Origin of the sequence: Edwardsiella hoshinae NBRC 105699 = ATCC 33379 (genome assembly GCF_000474215.1) — a bacterium.
GTDB lineage: Bacteria > Pseudomonadota > Gammaproteobacteria > Enterobacterales > Enterobacteriaceae > Edwardsiella > Edwardsiella hoshinae.
In genome coordinates, this window is record NZ_BAUC01000005.1 from 44,088 (window position 1) to 63,825 (window position 19,738).

15 protein-coding genes and 1 riboswitch are annotated in these 19,738 nt (G+C 59.5%); of the genes, 5 read left to right on the forward strand and 10 right to left on the reverse strand.

Features of this window, described 5'->3' with window-relative positions; all coding sequences use genetic code 11:
- Positions 1-11: 11 nt before the first annotated feature.
- Both rcsC and gyrA read right to left on the reverse strand, forming a co-directional pair.
- Positions 12-2,891 (reverse strand): two-component system sensor histidine kinase RcsC, encoded by a 2,880-nt coding sequence (rcsC, locus tag EHO01S_RS02510; protein WP_024522478.1) that lies wholly within the window; start codon positions 2,889-2,891, stop codon positions 12-14.
- 183 nt (positions 2,892-3,074) lie between these two features.
- A complete protein-coding gene (gene gyrA, locus EHO01S_RS02515) occupies positions 3,075-5,708 on the reverse strand; it encodes a DNA topoisomerase (ATP-hydrolyzing) subunit A (RefSeq protein ID WP_024522479.1) in 2,634 nt (877 codons plus the stop codon).
- 242 nt (positions 5,709-5,950) lie between these two features.
- Here gyrA and ubiG point away from each other — a divergent pair, with 242 nt between their 5' ends.
- From ubiG to yfaE, 4 genes are all read left to right on the forward strand, one after another.
- A complete protein-coding gene (gene ubiG, locus EHO01S_RS02520) occupies positions 5,951-6,658 on the forward strand; it encodes a bifunctional 2-polyprenyl-6-hydroxyphenol methylase/3-demethylubiquinol 3-O-methyltransferase UbiG (protein WP_024522480.1) in 708 nt (235 codons plus the stop codon).
- A gap of 417 nt (positions 6,659-7,075) precedes the next feature.
- Positions 7,076-9,358 carry a class 1a ribonucleoside-diphosphate reductase subunit alpha gene (nrdA, locus tag EHO01S_RS02525; RefSeq protein WP_024522481.1) on the forward strand — a complete coding sequence of 761 codons (2,283 nt, stop codon included), beginning with the start codon at positions 7,076-7,078 and terminating at the stop codon, positions 9,356-9,358.
- 92 nt (positions 9,359-9,450) lie between these two features.
- Positions 9,451-10,581, forward strand: a complete 1,131-nt coding sequence (gene nrdB, locus EHO01S_RS02530) for a class Ia ribonucleoside-diphosphate reductase subunit beta (protein WP_024522482.1) — start codon at positions 9,451-9,453, stop codon at positions 10,579-10,581.
- Positions 10,581-10,904 (forward strand): class I ribonucleotide reductase maintenance protein YfaE, encoded by a 324-nt coding sequence (gene yfaE / locus EHO01S_RS02535; protein WP_024522483.1) that lies wholly within the window; start codon positions 10,581-10,583, stop codon positions 10,902-10,904. Before nrdB ends, yfaE begins: the two co-directional genes overlap by 1 nt.
- Here the strand turns inward: yfaE and ydeP are convergent.
- From ydeP to moaA, 7 genes are all read right to left on the reverse strand, one after another.
- Positions 10,901-13,180: an acid resistance putative oxidoreductase YdeP gene (ydeP, locus tag EHO01S_RS02540; RefSeq protein ID WP_024522484.1), complete on the reverse strand. Its 2,280-nt coding sequence runs from the start codon at positions 13,178-13,180 to the stop codon at positions 10,901-10,903. The genes yfaE and ydeP overlap by 4 nt on opposite strands.
- Before the next feature lie 141 nt (positions 13,181-13,321).
- Complete coding sequence (locus tag EHO01S_RS02545) at positions 13,322-14,032, reverse strand: Bax inhibitor-1/YccA family protein (protein ID WP_024522485.1); 711 nt, start codon at positions 14,030-14,032, stop codon at positions 13,322-13,324.
- A gap of 170 nt (positions 14,033-14,202) precedes the next feature.
- Entirely contained in the window at positions 14,203-14,784 is a 582-nt protein-coding gene (locus tag EHO01S_RS02550) for a flavodoxin family protein (RefSeq protein ID WP_024522486.1), read from the reverse strand.
- 90 nt (positions 14,785-14,874) lie between these two features.
- Complete coding sequence (gene moaE, locus EHO01S_RS02555; RefSeq protein ID WP_024522487.1) at positions 14,875-15,327, reverse strand: molybdopterin synthase catalytic subunit MoaE; 453 nt, start codon at positions 15,325-15,327, stop codon at positions 14,875-14,877.
- Position 15,328: 1 nt separating this feature from the next.
- Complete coding sequence (gene moaD / locus EHO01S_RS02560; protein WP_024522488.1) at positions 15,329-15,571, reverse strand: molybdopterin synthase sulfur carrier subunit; 243 nt, start codon at positions 15,569-15,571, stop codon at positions 15,329-15,331.
- Positions 15,571-16,053, reverse strand: coding sequence for a cyclic pyranopterin monophosphate synthase MoaC (gene moaC / locus EHO01S_RS02565; protein WP_024522489.1), 483 nt, complete (start codon positions 16,051-16,053; stop codon positions 15,571-15,573). Before moaC ends, moaD begins: the two co-directional genes overlap by 1 nt.
- A 37-nt stretch (positions 16,054-16,090) precedes the next feature.
- Positions 16,091-17,080: a GTP 3',8-cyclase MoaA gene (moaA, locus tag EHO01S_RS02570; protein ID WP_024522490.1), complete on the reverse strand. Its 990-nt coding sequence runs from the start codon at positions 17,078-17,080 to the stop codon at positions 16,091-16,093.
- Positions 17,068-17,210, reverse strand: a riboswitch (molybdenum cofactor riboswitch). It overlaps the preceding gene by 13 nt.
- Before the next feature lie 315 nt (positions 17,211-17,525).
- Between moaA and yvcK the strand changes: the two genes are divergently transcribed.
- Entirely contained in the window at positions 17,526-18,434 is a 909-nt protein-coding gene (gene yvcK, locus EHO01S_RS02575) for a uridine diphosphate-N-acetylglucosamine-binding protein YvcK (protein WP_024522491.1), read from the forward strand.
- Here yvcK and EHO01S_RS02580 read toward each other — a convergent pair.
- On the reverse strand, positions 18,431-19,633 hold the full coding sequence (locus tag EHO01S_RS02580; protein ID WP_024522492.1) for a nicotinamide mononucleotide deamidase-related protein YfaY: 1,203 nt from the start codon (positions 19,631-19,633) through the stop codon (positions 18,431-18,433). The genes yvcK and EHO01S_RS02580 overlap by 4 nt on opposite strands.
- Between the last annotated feature and the right edge of the window lie 105 nt (positions 19,634-19,738).

Sequence of the window (19,738 nt, forward strand, 5' to 3'; positions counted from 1 at the left end):
GGGGTATTTTTTTATCCACGGGGTGCCGCCGCCCGGCGCCGGCGGATCGCGAGCGCATAACCACTGAGCGCGGCCAATAGATCCTCACGCATCACCGGCTTAGAAAGACAACTGTCCATTCCCACCTCGATACAACGCTGCCGCTCCTCGGCTAAGGCGTTGGCGGTTACCCCGACGATCGGCAGGGTACGTCCCTGCTGACGCAGGCGTTCCGTCAACTGATAGCCATCCATATTCGGCATATTGACGTCCGTCAGCACGATATCGGCGGGCTGTTGCTGCAACATGCCTAAGGCATCCACCCCATCACACGCCGTGTTGACCTGAGTGAAACCGAGCGAACCCAGTTGGTCGGCCAGCAGCCGGCGATTGATCGGATGGTCGTCGACGATCAGAATGGCGATATCACTGAAGTCCTGCGCTGTCATCGCCGTTTCATCGCCGCCGCTCTGCACCACCGCCTCACTGGCCACATCGCCCGGCGCGGCAAAAAGACGGTTGAGCACCTGCAACAGCTCCAATGGCGCCGCGGTATTCAGCACCCATTCGCCTTCAGCCTGACAACATGCATGGCCCAGATAATCGGCACGCAGCTGGATACGGGTCGCGAAAGGGAGCTGAGAGGTCAACGGATGATCGCTGATCACCACCGCCTGTGCCGCTTCTTCTGGCGCGGCGGGGCAGAGGCGAACCCGCGCACCCGCGGCACTCAGCAGCGCATGCAGATAACGCTCCAAACGGGCGTTGTGGATCGCCAGCCACAGAGTTCGTTGCACTAAGGCCGGTTGTATCGGCTGTGCCGGCACGGCCTGATACATCGGCAAACGAATAGTAAAGATACTGCCCAGCCCCGGCGCCGACTCGACCGCAATATCGCCATCCATCAGGCTGACCAGCTTCTCACAGATGGCCAATCCCAGCCCAGTACCGTGGAAATGGCGCTGTACGCCGCTGCCCACTTGAAAGAAGGGGTCGAACAGACGCTGCACGTCGCGCGCCGGGATCCCCATTCCGGTGTCACGGATGCGGAACTCCAAGTAAAAGTCATTGACCCGCGCCTGAAGAATGATACAGCCGGTATCGGTAAACTTGATGGCATTGCTCAACAGGTTAGAGAGTACCTGCTGAATACGCATGATATCGCCGCTGATCTCCGCTGGCACATCCGGCTCGATAAAACAGTACAAAGTCAGTCGCTTACGCACTACCAGTGGCAGGTAGTTGCCGATGATATGCGGGATCACCTCACGCGCCACGAAGCGCCCCGGCTCGATCTTCAACTGCTCCGACTCGATCTTGGAGAAGTCGAGGATGTCATTGATGATCTTTAGCAACAACCCGGAAGAGTTACTCATCGCCCCCAACAGGCGTTGCACCTCTTCCGGTAGCGTCTTCGTGCGCAGCAAATCCAGGTTGCCGATAATGCCATACAATGGTGTGCGCAGCTCATGGCTGACCGTCGCCAGGAACATCGACTTGGACTGGCTAGCCTGCTCCGCCGCCGCCGCCATCTCCTGTAACGACTCCTCCATCTTCACACGCGTACTCACATCGACCATGGCGCAAATGGCCACCTCCTCGTTGCGATAGCGCGAACGAACGAAACTGATTTGCAGGTTCTGATTCTGTGCGGTGATCACATCCAGCACGCTGACCTGCTCTTCGTTGAGGATACCAACGATGCGCTGGCGATCTTCTGGAGTAAATTGGCGCGTATAGTTATGGGCCAACTCATTGCTCAGGATATTACTACCGTCGCTCACCCGGAGGATCGAGATCCCCACCGGGGCCGACGCCACGATCTTGCGGTTAAACTGTTCGTGCTCCTCAAGGCGTAACGCGTTGTTCTCCGCGGGCAGGAACATCTTGCGCTCGAACAGCCAGGTCAGCACGAACAGCACCAGCGCGCTGATCAGGTTCAGTACGATGGCGTTGATCAGCAACAGGTTAAAACGCTCCAGTAATACCCGCACCGGTAACGAATAGACGATGGTCAGGCCACTAGGACGCAACTTCTTTTTCAGCAACAGAGTATCGTAACTGCTGTTATAGCCAAAATAGTTGTCGTCCTCCGGCAAGCCATTTAGCAGCGGCAACGGCCCACCGTTCTCAGCATAACTCAGCAGCACATCGCCGTTATCGCTCAGCAACGTTACCCCGATGGGCAGTACCGAAGGGTTGGTCAGCTCCTCTAAGCGCAGGGTCTGCTCGATCCCCAATACTGCCTCCAGATGGGTGGCGGCATAGACCGGCGCGGTGATATACAATGCGCCGACCTCCCGTTGTGCGCCCGGAACCACCCAGTACAGCACCTGCTCCTTATCGTTACTATTGCGGAAATGGTTAACCCGCTGCTGTAACAGGCGCAGGGTGTTACCGCCCTCCAACGGCACGTTGCGAATACTGAAATCCGCGAGGCACAGACTGGTGCCGCCGATGACGAAGATGCGATTGAGATCGTAGGCGGCAACGAAGTTTTCTTTCCAGTAGCGAATAAAGCCGCTCAATGCCCGCAGCGAGGTACGATAGTTGTCGCTGGCGCGACGGCAATCCGACTCGGGGAACACCGGCAGCAGCGGCGGCACCTCGCCGTGGATGTCCAACAACCCTCCGCTGTAGGGTTGAATGCTCTCATCCCCCGACCAAGCCAGACGATTCTCGGCGATATAACGAATGTCGCGCATGGTAGCGCTGGCCTGACGGATCACCGCCTCCGCCTGATCGTAGTTTAGGTGGAAGTCCTGGCGAATATCAGACTCTTTCTGGTGGAACTGATTCAAGATGTAGAAGGTGGTCAGCAGGGCGCCCAGAATCCACAGCATCAACGCCAGCGCACGGAACAGGTAGCGCGACAAGCGGAGCGTGGTGCGAAAGGAGACAAAATATTTCAACGTGGCACCCGTAACCGTGATGACAGGAGGAATGGCGTTAAGGTAGCGGCAAAGCCCGCGCGGCGCAATGACCTGACGCCGATCACCTTGGGTCGTCGCGCCGCGATGGCGCGCACTTACTCGGGCGGAGACAACAAAAAGGCCGGTCAAGACCGGCCTTGGTTGGCACAGGGATGACGGCGCTTACTCCGCGTCGTCACTCCCCTCATCGTCACCATCCACTTCCGGCGCGATGTCCTCATCGCCTTCGGCGGCGCTGCCATCGATGCTGTCCAGCTCTTCGTCGTCTACCGGCTCAACCACACGCTGCAAGCCAACGACGTGCTCGTCTTCGGCGGTACGAATCAAGATCACCCCTTGGGTGTTACGCCCAACAATGCTGACCTCGGAGACTCGGGTACGTACCAAGGTGCCGGCGTCGGTGATCATCATGATCTGGTCGCCATCATCGATCTGCACCGCCCCCACCACGCTACCGTTACGCTCGGTAACCTTGATGGAGATAACCCCCTGGGTGGCGCGTGACTTGGTCGGGTACTCGGCCACGGCGCTGCGCTTACCGTAACCGTTCTGGGTCACGGTCAGGATCGCTCCGTCACCGTGCGGCACAATCAGCGAGACGACCCGATCGTCGTCGGCCAGCTTAATGCCGCGCACCCCGGTAGCGGTACGGCCCATGGCACGCACGGCCTCCTCCTTAAAGCGCACCACCTTACCGGCGGCGGAGAACAGCATCACATCGTCATTGCCGTTGGTCAGGTCGACACCGATCAGCTCGTCGCCCTCATTCAAGTTCACCGCGATGATCCCGGCGGCACGCGGACGACTGAACTCGGTCAGCGCCGTCTTCTTCACCGTTCCGCTGGCGGTCGCCATGAAGACGTTAACCCCTTCCGCATATTCACGTACCGGCAAGATGGCGGTGATGCGCTCATCGGCCTCCAGCGGCAGCAGGTTGATGATCGGGCGACCACGGGCGCCGCGGCTGGCTTCTGGCAACTGATAGACCTTCATCCAGTACATACGGCCACGGCTGGAGAAGCACAGGATGGTGTCGTGAGTATTGGCCACCAGCAAGCGCTCGATGAAGTCCTCTTCCTTAATACGCGCGGCAGACTTACCCTTGCCGCCACGACGCTGGGCTTCATAGTCGCTCAGCGGCTGATACTTGACGTAGCCTTGATGCGACAAGGTGACCACCACGTCTTCTTGCTCGATCAGATCTTCGATGTTGATGTCCGCCGTATTGGCGGTGATCTCGGTACGGCGTGCATCGCCAAACTGATCACGGATGGCGATCAACTCTTCGCGGATCACCTCCATCAGACGTTCTGGACTTTGCAGGATGAAGATCAGCGCGGCGATCTGCTCCAGCAGTTGCTGGTATTCGTCCAGCAACTTCTCGTGCTCCAGACCGGTCAACTTTTGCAGACGCAAATCCAAGATCGCCTGCGCCTGCTGCTCGGTCAGGTAGTAGTGGCCCTCGCGGATGCCATACTGTGGCTCCAGCCACTCCGGACGGGCGGCATCGTCACCAGCGCGCTCCAGCATCGCCGCCACGTTGCCCAGCGCCCAGGCGTGGGCAACCAGCGCCGCCTTGGCCTCCGCCGGCGTCGGTGCGCGACGGATCAACTCGATAATCGGATCGATATTCGCCAACGCAATGGCTAAGCCTTCCAAGATATGGGCGCGTTCGCGCGCTTTGCGCAGTTCAAAGATGGTACGACGCGTCACCACTTCGCGGCGGTGGCGGACGAAGGCTTCCAGACACTCTTTCAGAGTCAGTAGCTTCGGCTGTCCTTGATGCAAGGCGACCATGTTGATGCCAAACGAGACCTGCATCTGGGTCTGGGAATAGAGGTTGTTCAATACCACCTCGCCCACCGCATCGCGTTTGATCTCAATGACGATGCGCATGCCGTCCTTATCGGATTCATCGCGCAGCGCGCTGATGCCTTCGACACGCTTCTCTTTCACCAGCTCGGCAATTTTCTCGATCAGACGTGCCTTGTTGACCTGATAAGGGATCTCATGCACCACGATGGTTTCGCGACCATGCTTGGGGTCGGTTTCGATCTCGGCGCGCGCGCGCACGTAAATCTTGCCGCGCCCGGTGCGGTAAGCCTCTTCGATGCCGCGTCGGCCATTGATGATCGCCGCCGTCGGGAAGTCCGGCCCAGGGATGTGCTCCATCAGCCCCTCGATAGAGATGTTCTCATCATCGATATAGGCCAAGCAGCCGTTGATCACCTCAGTCAGGTTGTGGGGCGGAATATTGGTCGCCATCCCCACCGCGATACCGGCCGAGCCGTTCACCAACAGGTTCGGCACCTTGGTCGGCAGCACGTCGGGGATCTGCTCGGTGCCGTCGTAGTTGGGCACATAATCCACCGTCTCTTTGTCCAAATCGGCCAACAGTTCATGGGCGATCTTGGCCATACGCACTTCGGTGTAACGCATCGCGGCGGCGGAGTCGCCATCGATGGAACCAAAGTTACCCTGGCCGTCGACCAGCATATAGCGCAGGGAGAACGGCTGCGCCATACGTACGATGGTGTCGTAAACCGCGCTATCACCGTGCGGGTGATATTTACCGATAACATCACCGACCACACGGGCCGATTTTTTGTATGGTTTATTCCAGTCATTGCCCAGTACGTTCATCGCGAACAGCACGCGACGGTGTACCGGCTTCAGGCCATCCCGAACATCCGGCAGCGCACGACCGACGATAACGGACATGGCGTAATCCAGATATGAGTTTTTCAACTCTTCTTCGATATTGACCGGCGTAATCTCTCTGGCAAGGTCGCTCATGGAGCTGCTATCCCTCTACTAATTATTCATCTGCCGCTACCCTCAATACATCGAGTAGAACCAGGCGCATACACGATGACAAAGACGACAATGATACCACAAAGGCACTGCTTGTGCGAAATGCGCCACGCCATTCCTGCCCGTCTGGCCGCTGCCCCTTTGCCCATGGCGTGGAAAAGGTATAATCCGCGCTAACGGGGATTTTTTGCGCGTACCGCCGCGCCGGATTAAAGGAGTCGTAGGTGTCACAAAACGTTGATATGCAGGAAATTGCCAAGTTTGAAGCCGTCGCTTCTCGCTGGTGGGACCCAGAGGGCGAATTCAAGCCGCTGCACCGTATCAATCCGCTGCGCCTGGCGTACATCCAGCAACGCGCCGATGGACTGTTCGGTAAGCGGGTACTCGACGTCGGTTGCGGTGGCGGCCTGCTGGCCGAAGCGATGGCACTGGCCGGCGCCGATGTGACCGGTCTGGATATGGGCGGCGAACCGCTCCAGGTAGCGCGCCTGCACGCCTTAGAGAGTGGTGTCACGGTCGATTATCGTCAAGAGACCGTCGAGCAACATGCCGCCGATAGCGCGGCACAATACGATGTGGTCACCTGCATGGAGATGCTGGAACATGTGCCCGATCCCTGCTCTGTCGTGCATGCCTGCGCCCGGCTGGTCAAGCCCGGTGGTCAGCTGTTTTTCTCCACCATCAACCGCACGCCGAAGTCATGGCTGCTGATGGTGGTCGGCGCCGAGTACCTGCTGAAGATGGTGCCTAAAGGCACCCATGATGCGCGCAAATTCATCCGTCCCGCCGAGTTGATGGGCTGGCTAGACAACAGCCCGCTGACGGTGCGTCATCTGTGTGGCATACACTACAACCCGCTACGCGACCGTTTCACCCTGGGAGCGAATGTCGATGTCAACTACCTACTGCACGCTCAACGTGAGACAGCGTAGGCCACGGCGATCATCCGGTGGGCCGCCGCTGGGCGGGCCCATTCGCTAAGCGGTGACGTTTGCACCGATCCCGGCGCAGATCAAGATTAACGATTTTAGCAATGAATAATAAAGCGGCAGACGATCAATTTTTTTAAATCCGCCACCCTGTTATCCCCCAGCGGGATGGTGCCAGAGCCGACGCCGCCTACCGCCCACTCCGTAACATTTCACCCCCAACTTATCCACAACCCGAGCCGATTTTGTTCACTTGCAAATCGCAGCAAACACCACTATCTTGTTGCCACATCGTCACCAACCCCCTATATATTGTGTTAATGCCCCGTGTAAGCAACTAACGCCGCGGGCATTGGCACGCTGCGGCAGCGACCAGTTGGGCGCGCCGCGCCGGGGATCACACGGACAGGAACGCATCCTATGAATCAGAGTCTGCTTGTCACTAAACGCGACGGAAGAAAAGAGCGCATCAACCTCGACAAAATCCACCGAGTCCTCGATTGGGCCGCAGAAGGGTTACAAAACGTCTCGGTCTCGCAGGTTGAGTTGCGTTCTCACATCCAGTTTTATGACGGCATCCGCACGGCGGATATCCATGAAACCATCATCAAGGCCGCCGCCGATCTGATCTCCCGTGAGACCCCGGACTATCAATATATGGCCGCGCGTCTGGCCATCTTCCACCTGCGCAAAAAGGCTTACGGCCAGTTCGAACCGCCGAAGTTATACGACCACGTGGTACGCCTGGTCGACATGGGCAAGTATGACCGCCATCTGCTGGAAGACTTCAGCCGTGATGAGTTCGAACAGATGGATGGTTTTATCGATCATTGGCGCGATATGAACTTCTCCTATGCGGCAGTCAAGCAGTTGGAAGGCAAGTATTTGGTGCAGAACCGCGTCAGCGGTGAGATCTACGAGAGCGCCCAGTTCCTCTATATTCTGGTGGCCGCCTGCCTGTTCTCCCACTATCCGCGCGAGACGCGCTTGGACTACATCAAGCGCTTCTACGATGCGGTCTCCACCTTTAAGATCTCCCTGCCGACACCGATCATGTCCGGAGTGCGGACCCCGACGCGTCAGTTCAGCTCCTGTGTACTGATCGAATGCGGCGACAGCCTGGATTCGATCAACGCCACCTCCAGCGCCATCGTTAAATACGTATCCCAACGAGCCGGCATCGGCATCAACGCCGGGCGTCTGCGCGCGCTGGGCAGCCCGATCCGTGGGGGAGAGGCGTTCCATACCGGCTGTATTCCGTTCTACAAACATTTCCAGACCGCGGTGAAGTCCTGCTCTCAGGGCGGAGTCCGCGGCGGGGCGGCGACCCTGTTCTATCCGTTGTGGCACCTGGAGGTGGAGAGCCTACTGGTGTTGAAGAACAACCGCGGGGTCGAAGATAACCGCGTACGTCACATGGACTACGGCGTACAGCTCAACCGCCTGATGTACCAGCGCCTGATCCAAGGCGGCGAGATCACGCTGTTCAGTCCCTCCGATGTGCCGGGGCTGTACGATGCCTTCTTCGCCGATCAGAATCAGTTTGAACGCCTGTATGTACAGTACGAGCAGGACAGCAGCATTCGCCAGCGCAAGATCAAAGCAGTCGAACTGTTCTCTCTGATGATGCAAGAGCGCGCCTCCACCGGGCGTATCTATATTCAGAACGTCGATCACTGCAACACCCACAGCCCGTTCGATCCCCAGGTCGCACCAGTGCGTCAGTCTAACCTCTGTCTGGAGGTTGCGCTGCCGACCAAGCCGCTGGAAGATGTCAACGATGAGCAGGGTGAGATCGCCCTGTGTACCCTGTCGGCCTTCAACCTGGGCGCCATCGATTCGCTGGATGATCTGGAAGAACTGGCAACCCTGGCGGTGCGTGCGTTAGACGCGCTGCTCGACTACCAGGATTACCCGATCCCGGCCGCCAAACGCGGAGCCATGGGGCGCCGCACCTTGGGCATCGGGGTGATCAACTTCGCCTACTACCTGGCGAAAAACGGGGTGCGTTACTCCGACGGTAGCGCCAATGCGCTGACTCACCGGACCTTCGAGGCTATCCAGTACTATCTGCTGAAGGCGTCCCACCAGTTGGCGCGTGAGCAAGGTGCCTGCCCGTGGTTCAACGAAACCCGTTACGCCCAGGGTATCTTGCCCATCGACAACTACAAGAAGGATCTCGATGCCCTCTGCACCGAGCCTCTGCACTATGACTGGGAAACCCTGCGCGCCGATATCGTTCGCGACGGGCTACGCAACTCAACCCTGTCGGCCCTGATGCCGTCAGAAACCTCCTCGCAAATCTCCAACGCCACCAACGGCATCGAGCCACCGCGCGGCTACATCAGCATCAAGGCCTCCAAGGATGGTATCTTGCGTCAAGTGGTGCCGGAGTATGAGCGTCTGAAGGAGGCTTACGAGCTGTTGTGGTCCATGCCGAACAACGACGGCTATCTACAGTTGGTCGGTCTGATGCAGAAGTTTATCGACCAGGCGATCTCGGCCAATACCAACTACGATCCGTCACGCTTCCCTTCAGGGAAGGTGCCGATGAAGCAACTGTTAAAAGATCTGCTGACGGCGTATAAACTTGGCGTGAAAACGCTCTATTATCAAAACACTCGCGACGGTGCGGAGGATGCCCAGGAGGATCTGGCAAGCGCACAGGATGATGGCTGCGAAAGCGGCGCCTGTAAGATCTGACCTTCCCGCCTGATGGCGCTCCCCGCAGGGAGCGCCGGTATCGCCGCTTGATTTTCGACGCCCCGCGCCGCGGGGCACACTAGGATTAGGGTATGGCCTACACCATCTTCTCGCAAAACAAGAACGATCAACTGCTCGAACCGATGTTCTTTGGTCAACCGGTTAACGTAGCCCGTTATGATCAACAGAAACATGAGATCTTCGAGAAGCTGATTGAGAAACAGCTCTCCTTCTTTTGGCGTCCGGAAGAGGTCGACGTCTCACGTGATCGCATCGACTACCAAGCGCTGCCGGATCACGAAAAGCATATTTTCATCAGTAACCTAAAGTACCAGACACTGCTGGACTCCATCCAAGGGCGCAGTCCCAACGTTGCCCTGCTGCCACTGATCTCCATCCCGGAGTTGGAAACCTGGGTTGAAACCTGGTCCTTCTCCGAGACCATCCATTCGCGCTCCTATACCCATATCATCCGCAATATCGTCACCGATCCGTCGGTCGTGTTCGACGATATCGTCAGCAACGAGGAGATCCTCAAGCGCGCACGCGACATCTCCGTCTACTACGATGATCTGATCGAAAGTACCAGCTACTACCACCTGCTGGGGGAAGGGACGCACCAGGTCAATGGCAAGACGGTAAGCGTCAACCTGCGCGATCTGAAAAAGAAACTCTATCTCTGTCTGATGAGTGTGAATGCACTGGAAGCGATCCGCTTCTACGTTAGCTTCGCCTGCTCCTTCGCCTTCGCCGAGCGCGAACTGATGGAGGGAAACGCCAAGATTATCCGACTGATCGCCCGCGACGAGGCGTTGCATCTGACCGGCACCCAACACATCCTCAACCTGATGCGCGCCGGGCAAGACGATCCGGAGATGGCGGAGATCGCCGCCGAATGTGAGGGCCAGTGTTACGATCTGTTCGTTCAGGCCGCCCAACAAGAAAAAGAGTGGGCCAACTATCTGTTCCGCGATGGTTCGATGATCGGCCTGAACCGGGATATCCTGTGCCAGTACGTGGAGTATATCACCAATATCCGTATGCAAGCCGTCGGGCTACCGTTGCCCTTCGAGACACGCTCCAACCCGATCCCCTGGATCAACGCCTGGCTGGTCTCCGATAATGTGCAAGTCGCCCCGCAAGAGGTCGAGGTCAGCTCCTATCTGGTCGGCCAGATTGATGCCGAAGTCAACACCGACGATCTGAGTGACTTCCAACTCTGATGACAACGCAGACCAGAGATGCCGCCGCGGCAACGGCGGCAAGCGAGAGGGAGCGCGACGCACCACGGCGTTACCGTATTCACCTAACGCGCAGCGGACGCCAGGTCGAACACCTGGCGGACGGCGGCTCCCTGTTGGCGAGCCTGGAGCGGCAACAGGTAGCACTGGAATCCCAATGCCGCGCCGGCTTTTGCGGCGCCTGCCGCTGTCGCTTGTTACGTGGCCGGGTCAGCTACCGTCAGCCGCCACTGGCCTTCTTGCAACAAGACGAGATCCTGCCCTGCTGCTGCCAAGTGCAGCAGGACATTGAACTGGATCTCTAGTCGACCCGTTCCAGCACCACCGGAATGCTCTTATAGGCAGGGATCCCACTCGCCGGATCGTGATTCGCTAGGGTCAGCATGTGGTTGGATTCGGGGAAGTAGGTCGCCAATGAGCGATCAGCCATCGGGTAGATCACCACCTTCAAGCCGTCCATCCGGCGCGTGCTACGCTTTCCCTCCGGCGTCAGGGCGATCAGATTGACACGATCGCCCGCTCGCACACCGCTGCGCTGCGCCTGCTCGGCGCTGATAAACACCACATCGCGCTGGCCGAACACGCCACGGTAACGGTCATCCATGCCATACAAGGTGGTGTTGTATTGATCGTGGCTACGCAGCGTCGCCAACACCAGCTCGCTGTTAAATGCCGAGACGGGATCTTCCAGGAGGCCCTCGCAGGGAATGAAATTGGCCTTACCCGACGATGTCAACCAACGCCGCTGCGCCGCTGCATTGGTTAGGTGGAAACCGCCTGGCTGGCGGATACGTTGGTTAAAATCGGCGAATGCCGGCAGTACCGCCGCAATATCGTCGCGGATGCGGTCATAATCCGCCAGCCGATTTTCCCAGTCCACCACACTGTGCGGTAATGTCGCTCGGGCGATGCCGGCCACCACGGCACACTCCGACTTCAACAACGCGCTGGCGGGTTTTAACACCCCGCGCGAGGCATGAACCATCGACATCGAGTCCTCCACCGTGACCGCCTGAGCCCCGCTCTGTTGCATGTCGATCTCGCTACGCCCCAAGACCGGCAGGATATAGCTGTGACGCGCGGTCAGCAGATGCGAACGATTAAGCTTGGTCGCGATATGTACCGCCAAATCCAATTGGGTCAACGGGATGGCGCTCGCTTGCCGATCCGGCATCGCCAGCGCGAAATTGCCGCCCAGGCAGATCAACGCCCGCGCCTCGCCGCGACAAATCGCCTGCATGCTGGCCACCGCCGCATGACCGGGAGCCTGCGGCGGTGTAAAGCCAAAGTGCTCACCCAGACGTGCCAAAAATTCGGCCGACGGTTGCTCGGTGATGCCAACGGTACGATCGCCCTGCACGTTGGAGTGGCCACGTAGCGGGCAGATGCCAGCGCCAGGACGTCCAATATTCCCTTTCAATAACAGCAAGTTCACCAGTTGCTGTACATTCTGCGTACCGTGTTGGTGCTGTGTGATCCCCATCCCATAACAGATGATAGTCCGTTCGGCGCTGGCATAGGCATCGGTCAGTTCGCCGATCTGAGCCTGACTCAAGCCGGAAATGCGCTCGATATCCGACCAACGCGTGTTGAGGACATCGCGGCGCAACTCGGCGTAACCGGCGGTGTGCGCTTGGATAAAGGCGTCATCCAGCAGCGGCGCCTGGCCGGCGGCACGCGCCGCCTCATCGCGCTCGATCAACAGACGCATCATTCCCTTGAGCAAGGCGGTGTCGCCTCCGATGCGTACCCGATAATAGGCACTGGCCAGTTGAGTCTCGGCTGCCGTCAGCATCTCCAACGGATTCTGCGGCGCGGTGAAGCGCTCCAGACCGCGCTCCTGTAGGGGGTTGATGGCGATCATCTTCGCCCCGCGCTTCACCAGGGCCCGCAGCGAAGTCAGCATGCGGGGATGGTTGGTTCCGGGGTTGTGACCGATACAGATCACCAGATCGCACTGGGCGAAGTCGTCCAATAGTACGGTCCCCTTACCCACGCCGATGCTGGCTGCCAGACCGACGCTGGTCGGCTCATGGCACATGTTAGAGCAGTCCGGGAAGTTATTACTGCCATACTCGCGGGCAAAGAGTTGATACAGAAAAGCGGCCTCGTTGGAGGTACGCCCCGAGGTATAGAATTCAACCTGGTTCGGGTCGCTATAACCTTGCAGGCGGGAGCCAATCTCGTCGAACGCCTGCTGCCAGCTCAATGGCTGGTAGCGATCGCTGGCAGCATCATATTTCAACGGTAGGGTCAGGCGGCCGGCCGCCTCCAAATCATGGTCGTTCCAACACAGCAACGACTGCACGCTATTCGCGGCGAAGAAGGAAGCATCCAGCCGCTTATCCGTCACCTCCCAGGCCAGCGCCTTGGCACCGTTTTCACACACATCGAACGAGGCACTGTGCTTAGGATCGGGCCAGGCACATCCGGGGCAGTCGAAACCATCCGGCTTGTTCATGTCAAACATGGCGATCACCTCACGCCGCAGATCCATCTGCTGGCGCAGCGCATCCGCTACCGCCTTCACGGCGTCCCAACCGCCAGCGGCGGCCTGATAGGTTGCTATCTTCTGTTTCATGACTCCCCCACGGCACATGATAAGACAGTAAGTATAGTCAACCCCTTACGCCGCACGGGCGTCAGGCGGCAAAAACGCACAAAAAACCCCAATGGCCAAAGGCCATTGGGGTCGTCTTTGCGGGCGTAATCTACCGTGCGTTTAGCGACGATCGCCGAAAATACGCAGCAGCATCAGGAACAGGTTGATAAAGTCCAGATACAGCGTCAATGCTCCCATGATCGCATAACGACGGAAACCGTCCCGATCATCACTCGTCAGTTGTTCGCCCATCACACGCAGCTTCTGGGTATCGTAAGCCGTCAACCCCACGAAAATCAGCACGCCGGCGTAGGTCACGATCCAGGTCAGGGCGCTGCTCTTCAGCCAGATATTGACCACAGATGCCAGCACCAAGCCGATCAACGCCATAAAGAGGATCGAGCCCATCCCGCTCAGATCGCGTTTCGTGGTATAGCCATACAGGCTCATGGCGCCAAACATCCCGGCGCTGACCACAAAGGTACTGGCGATAGAGCTGTAGGTATAGACGATGAAGATGCTCGACAGGGTTAGCCCGGTGAGCAACGAGTAGAACATGAACAAGCCGGTAGCGGCAGCCCCGCTCAGGCGGTTAACCATCCCCGACAGGACGAACACCACCCCCAGTTGCACAATGATCAGCCCGAAGAAGACCATCTTGTTGGCGAAGATCAGTTCCAGTACCGCCGGCGTCCGGGCGGCATACCAGGCAACCAGCGCCGTCAGCAACAATCCGCAGCACATCCAGCCATATACTTGCGCCATATAGGCCTGAAGGCCGCTACCGGCACGCTCAACCAGTGTGCCGTTTGTACGTGGGTAACGATCCATGGAATGCCCCTTGATAATGCATACAAAAACTGTGCCCGCCAGCGATGGATAGCGCGGACACCCTCGATTAATCCCGCTAAGCCTAACATAAAAAAACGCGATCTCGCGCAAACAATCACGCCATACGCCGTCAAGCGCCACCCGGACGGCGTACAGCCAGGCTTACGCCATTACGCCGTAGCGCCCCAACGCAGAGCCAAGGTGGCTACGCGAGCCCCGAAACGCCGTGCCGTCTCCAGATCGCCCGGCAAGGGTGCCTCATCCGGTGTCGCGTCGGAGGGTGAAACGGTCATCAGTCCGGAGAAGCCGGCGATATAGTTCACATCATTACGTTGCGCCGCCTTGTTGTTGGCCGGCAGCATCCCCATCCCCACCCACACCCCACCATGCTGCTGTGACAGATGGAACAGGTAATCGAGGGTCGAGAGCTTGTCGCCGTTCATGCTGGCGGAATTGGTGAAACCGGCGAACAACTTATCGCGCCACAGCTGGCTGAACCAGGGTTTGGAGGAGGCGTCGGCGAACTTCTTGAATTGCCAAGATGGCCCACCCATGTAAGTCGGCGACCCCATGATGATGGCATCAGCCGCGGCCAACTGCTCCCAGCCGTGCTCGGGGAGATTGCCCTCGCTGTCGATGGGCATCAACGTAATCTGTACGCCGTCGATGCCTTGCGCCCCTTGCGCTACCGCCTCAGCGGCGCGGGCGGTATGCCCGTAACCGCTGTGATACACAATAACGATGACTGCCATGATCTCGACTCCTTTTGTCTACGGATGATCACAACAGTTATAGGCTAGCCCCGCCGGGAAATCCATGTTCCACGCACAGGCGGTGTACGCTCACCAGCGCTCGGCGGCTTGGCGGTCGCTGTCGCGCGCATCGACCCAACGCTCGCCGCCGTTTGACGCCTCACGCTTCCAAAAGGGGGCGCGGGTCTTCAGATAATCCATGATGAACTCCGCCGCCTGGAAGGCCATGCCGCGATGGGCGCTGGTCACGCCGACGAAGACGATCTCCTCGCCGGGCTGCATCGGCCCGATGCGGTGGTATACCGACACCCGCCCCAGCGGCCAACGTGCACGCGCCTGCTCGACAATCTGCGCCAGGGCTTTCTCCGTCATTCCCGGATAGTGCTCCAGCGTTAACGCGCTGACGTCATCCCCCAGGTTATGGTTGCGCACCTTGCCGGTGAAGGTCACCACCGCACCCTCCTCGTCACACTGTGCCAACCACTGGTACTCATCGCCGACCGTAAAGTGGGCTGCGCTAACGACAATCCGACTCTGTGTCATCTCAACCTCCAGTGACCGGCGGGAAGAAGGCCACCTCATCTCCCTCCTGCAACGGATGATCGAAAGGCACCATCGTCTGGTTGACGGCAGCCAACAGCTTACCCGACTCCAACGCCAAGGCCCACTTATCGCCACGCTGCGCCAGCTGTCGGCGCAGGGTTTCCACATCTCGGCAGGGTTCGCAAGCCAGCTGAGCACAACCGATCAGTTCACGCACCTGAGCAAAAAACAGCACTTGGATCATTACGCCTCCTCGACACGGAAATCGCCGGACTTACCGCCGCTCTTGGCTAACAGGCGCACTGGCCCGATCACCATATCCTTCTGTACCGCCTTACACATGTCGTAGATGGTCAGGGCCGCCACCGAAGCGGCGCTTAACGCCTCCATCTCGACGCCAGTTTTCGCACACAGGCGGCAACAGGTTTCGATACGTACCCGATGGTGCGCTGGCTCGACGCTCAGCGTCACCTCTACCTTGCTGAGCAGTAGCGGATGGCAGAGCGGGATCAACTGCCAGGTGTTCTTGGCGGCCTGAATGCCGGCGATACGCGCGGTGGCGAACACATCCCCTTTAGGATGCTTGCCATCGATGATCATCGCCAAGGTGTCAGGACGCATGGTGACATAGGCCTCGGCGCGCGCTTCGCGTACCGTCTCCGCCTTGGCGGAGACATCGACCATGTGCGCTTCGCCGGCCGCGTTGATATGGGTTAACTGGCTCATAATTTTTTCGCTGTTACGGATTGGCCCAACCGGCGGACTAGCCGCCGATGAAAGAGAGATTCTGGGTATGCCCACTGTCGCCCTGATGCAGGAAATGCCGCTCCCGCTTGTGTTGTAGGGCTGCGGCGATGCGCGCCTGGAGCGCCGGCAACTGTTCATCCTGTTGCAAGAGATCGCGCAGCGTCATCCCCTGCTCGCCGAACAGGCACAGATGCAGGTTGCCGAGGGCGGAAACCCGCAGCCGGTTGCAACTGGCGCAGAAGTTTTTCTCGTAAGGCATGATCAGGCCGACCTCACCTTGATAGTCCGGATGCCAGAATACTTGGGCCGGACCATCGCTCCGCCCGGGCAGGCGGCGCTGCCAGCCAGCCGCCAGCAGTTGACGACGGATCAGCTCGCCCGAGACATGATGGCGGCGAAACAGCTCACTGCCCTCGCCGGTTTCCATCAGCTCAATGAAACGCATCTGAATCGGGCGATGGCGGATCCAGTGTAGGAAGGCGTTGAGACTCTGATCGTTGACGCCGCGCATCAGCACAGTATTCACCTTGATGCGCTCGAAGCCGGCCTCGAAGGCGGCGTCGATCCCCGCCATCACCTGCGCAAAGCGGTCCTCGCCGGTGATGGCGTGAAACTGCCGCGCATCCAAGCTGTCGACGCTGACGTTGATCGCGCTCAGCCCCGCCTGACGCCAGGCGGCCACATCGCGTGCCATGCGATAACCGTTGGTGGTCACCGCCAGGGTCTTGATGCCTGGATTCTCACGCACGGCGCCGATAATATCGCAAAAATCGCGCCGTAGCGTGGGTTCGCCCCCCGTCAGACGTACCTTCTCGGTTCCCAGCGCGGCGAAAGCCCGGCTGACCCGACGGATCTCATCCAACGACAGGAAACGCTGCGCGACGTGACTAGCCGGGCGATAGCCATCCGGCAGGCAGTAGGTGCAACGGAAGTTGCAAACATCGGTGACAGAGAGGCGCAGATAATAGAACTTGCGCGCAAAAGCGTCGGTTAATTGGGAGTCCATAAACACCTTTCCAAGTCGGGAGGCATCGGCATTTCTACCTGACACCCTGGTGGCGCGAGGCCACGGCCAAGACGCCATATCCCGCCGACTGCGTGGACTTAGGCAACATGGCTCGGAGTTCAAAAAAGTCGCACCGATGACGCCCAAAGCGTAGCATCGTCACGGCCAAGGCCGCCGTGCCGCGTGGCTAGCCGTCTTGCGCAACATAGCGCCCCAGCCCGCGACATCACCGACCCGCGACCGCCTCCCCTTGGCGGGGGAGCGCAGTCATCGCTATATAATGAAAAATATAACGCTTATATCTCAGTAAGTTACTACACATAGTAATCAAATTGGCGCCGCTTGCAATTGATACATATCACGCCCCGAATGCCTCGCATCGCCTTTTCGACGCCGATCCGCTATCTTAGGCGCCCTCTGCGCCAGCGCCTCAACAAGGAGCCTTATGCGAAACCGTACCCTGGCCGATCTGGATTGCGTCGTCGCCCTCGGCGGCGGTCATGGGTTGGGCCGTGTCATGTCAGCCCTCTGCACCCTCGGGCCTCGCCTGACCGGCATCGTCACGACCACCGATAACGGGGGCTCGACCGGCCGCATCCGCCGCGATGAAGGCGGGATCGCCTGGGGGGATATGCGTAACTGTCTCAACCAGTTGATCACCGAACCCAGCGTCGCCTCGGCGATGTTTGAATACCGCTTCGGCGGCCAGGGCGAGCTGGCCGGCCACAACCTGGGCAATCTGATGCTCAAGGCGTTGGACCATCTGAGCGTGCGTCCCCTGGAGGCCATCAACCTGATCCGTAGCCTACTGAAGGTCGATGCCCAACTGATCCCCATGTCGGAGCAGGCCACCGATCTCTACGCTGTCGATGACGGAGGCGCGCAGGTTCACGGTGAGGTCAACATCGACCAACTGACACACATGCCGCGCCAACTGTACCTCTCACCCGCCGTCAGCGCTACCCGCGAGGCGGTGGAGGCCATCGGCCACGCCGACCTGATTCTGATCGGCCCCGGTAGCTACCTCACCAGCCTGATGCCGATCCTACTGGTCGAGGAACTGAGCCAGGCGCTGCACCGCAGCCGCGCACCGCTGGTCTACATCGGCAATCTGGCGCGCGAACATAGCCCGGCCGGCACATTACGACTAGCGGCAAAGTTACAGCAGATGACAGCGGCGATGGGAGGACGCGCCATCGATGCCGTCATCGTCGGCCCGCAAACCGACAGCCATGATCTGCCCCCCTCCTGCTGCATCGTGCAAGGCGTGCTAGCCGCCGACGACATTCCCTACCGCCACGACCGCGTACGGCTGCACGCGGCCATCGAACGTGTGCTGCAACAACTGGGCTAGGCGGCATGCTCGCAGGCGACGCGCGTCGGCCACTCATACGCGCCGAACGGCGACGCCCCGGCCAGATAACGGCACAACATATCCAGGGCGATGGTCGCGCAGACCTCGCGGCGTAGCGTCTGGCTATGATGAGCCGCGGCATAATGCAGCGTCTGGCCATAACTCCCTTGCGGCGTATGGAGCGCCAGGGTCAGTTGGCCCGCCAGCAGCTCGCCGCTGGCCAACGTCAGCGCCGCCCCGCTGCGGGCCGCCAACTCACGCGCCCGCCCCATCACCTGAAAGAGCGAAGGATGACCGCCCGCGGCTAGCAGCTCGCCATTGGCCAACGGTGCATCCGCCGCACGCAGCCAGCCATGGATCAAGCCGGCGCTGAATTGCTCACTGAGCGCCAAACGCAGCCCCGCGTGGTGTAGCGCCGCGCTGGCCCGCCGCGCCACACTTTGCTCGCCCTCATACAACAGATTCGCGGCCACCAAGGTGCGCACCTGCGCCCACAGTGCCTGCATCGCCGCCGCCTGGGTGGCCGGCCCGGTCAACTTTAGCTCGATGATCGGCGCCGCCGAACGGTAACCGAGCCGACACTCGGCGGGCAATGTCAGGCCATCCAACTGCTCGGCCAGGCTACTCTCGCTGCGCCCGAAGGTGGTCAGACGCAGACACAGCGGCGGCGCAGGCAACACAAAATGCTGCTGTATACGCGGCATGATCTGCTGCTCTACCATGCGGTAAAACTCGCTTGGCACACCAGGTGTAAAGAAAACGAGACAATCATGCAGCGTCAAAGCAAAACCGCAGGCGGTGCCGATCGGGTTATCCAGGCGCTGCGCGCCAGCGGGCAACAATGCCTGCTTCCGGTTGCTCTCCGCCATCGCTCGACCTCGCTGGGCAAACCACGCCTGCATCCGTGCCAGCCATTCACTATCCTCGACCAAGGGCAGGTTTGCGACCCGAGCCGCCGCTTGAGTCGTCAGATCATCGCTGGTCGGCCCCAGGCCACCATTGACGATCAGCACCTGAGCCCGGCGGCTCGCGGCCTCGATAGCGGCACACAACGCACCGATCTCATCCCCCACCGTGGCACGCGCACTCAGCGGCAAACCATGATCGAACAGCCAACGCCCCAGCCAGGCCGCGTTGCTATCCAGGATCTGCCCATGTAGTACCTCATCGCCACTGCTCAGCATCTCAACTCGTAACATAATTCACTCCGTTTTAGGCCGTGTCCCACTTTAAGAAGTGCACTCGCGGGTGACAACGCCCGCGGCCCGTTTTACGCTGCGGGCAGCGCACAAAATAGGATTCCG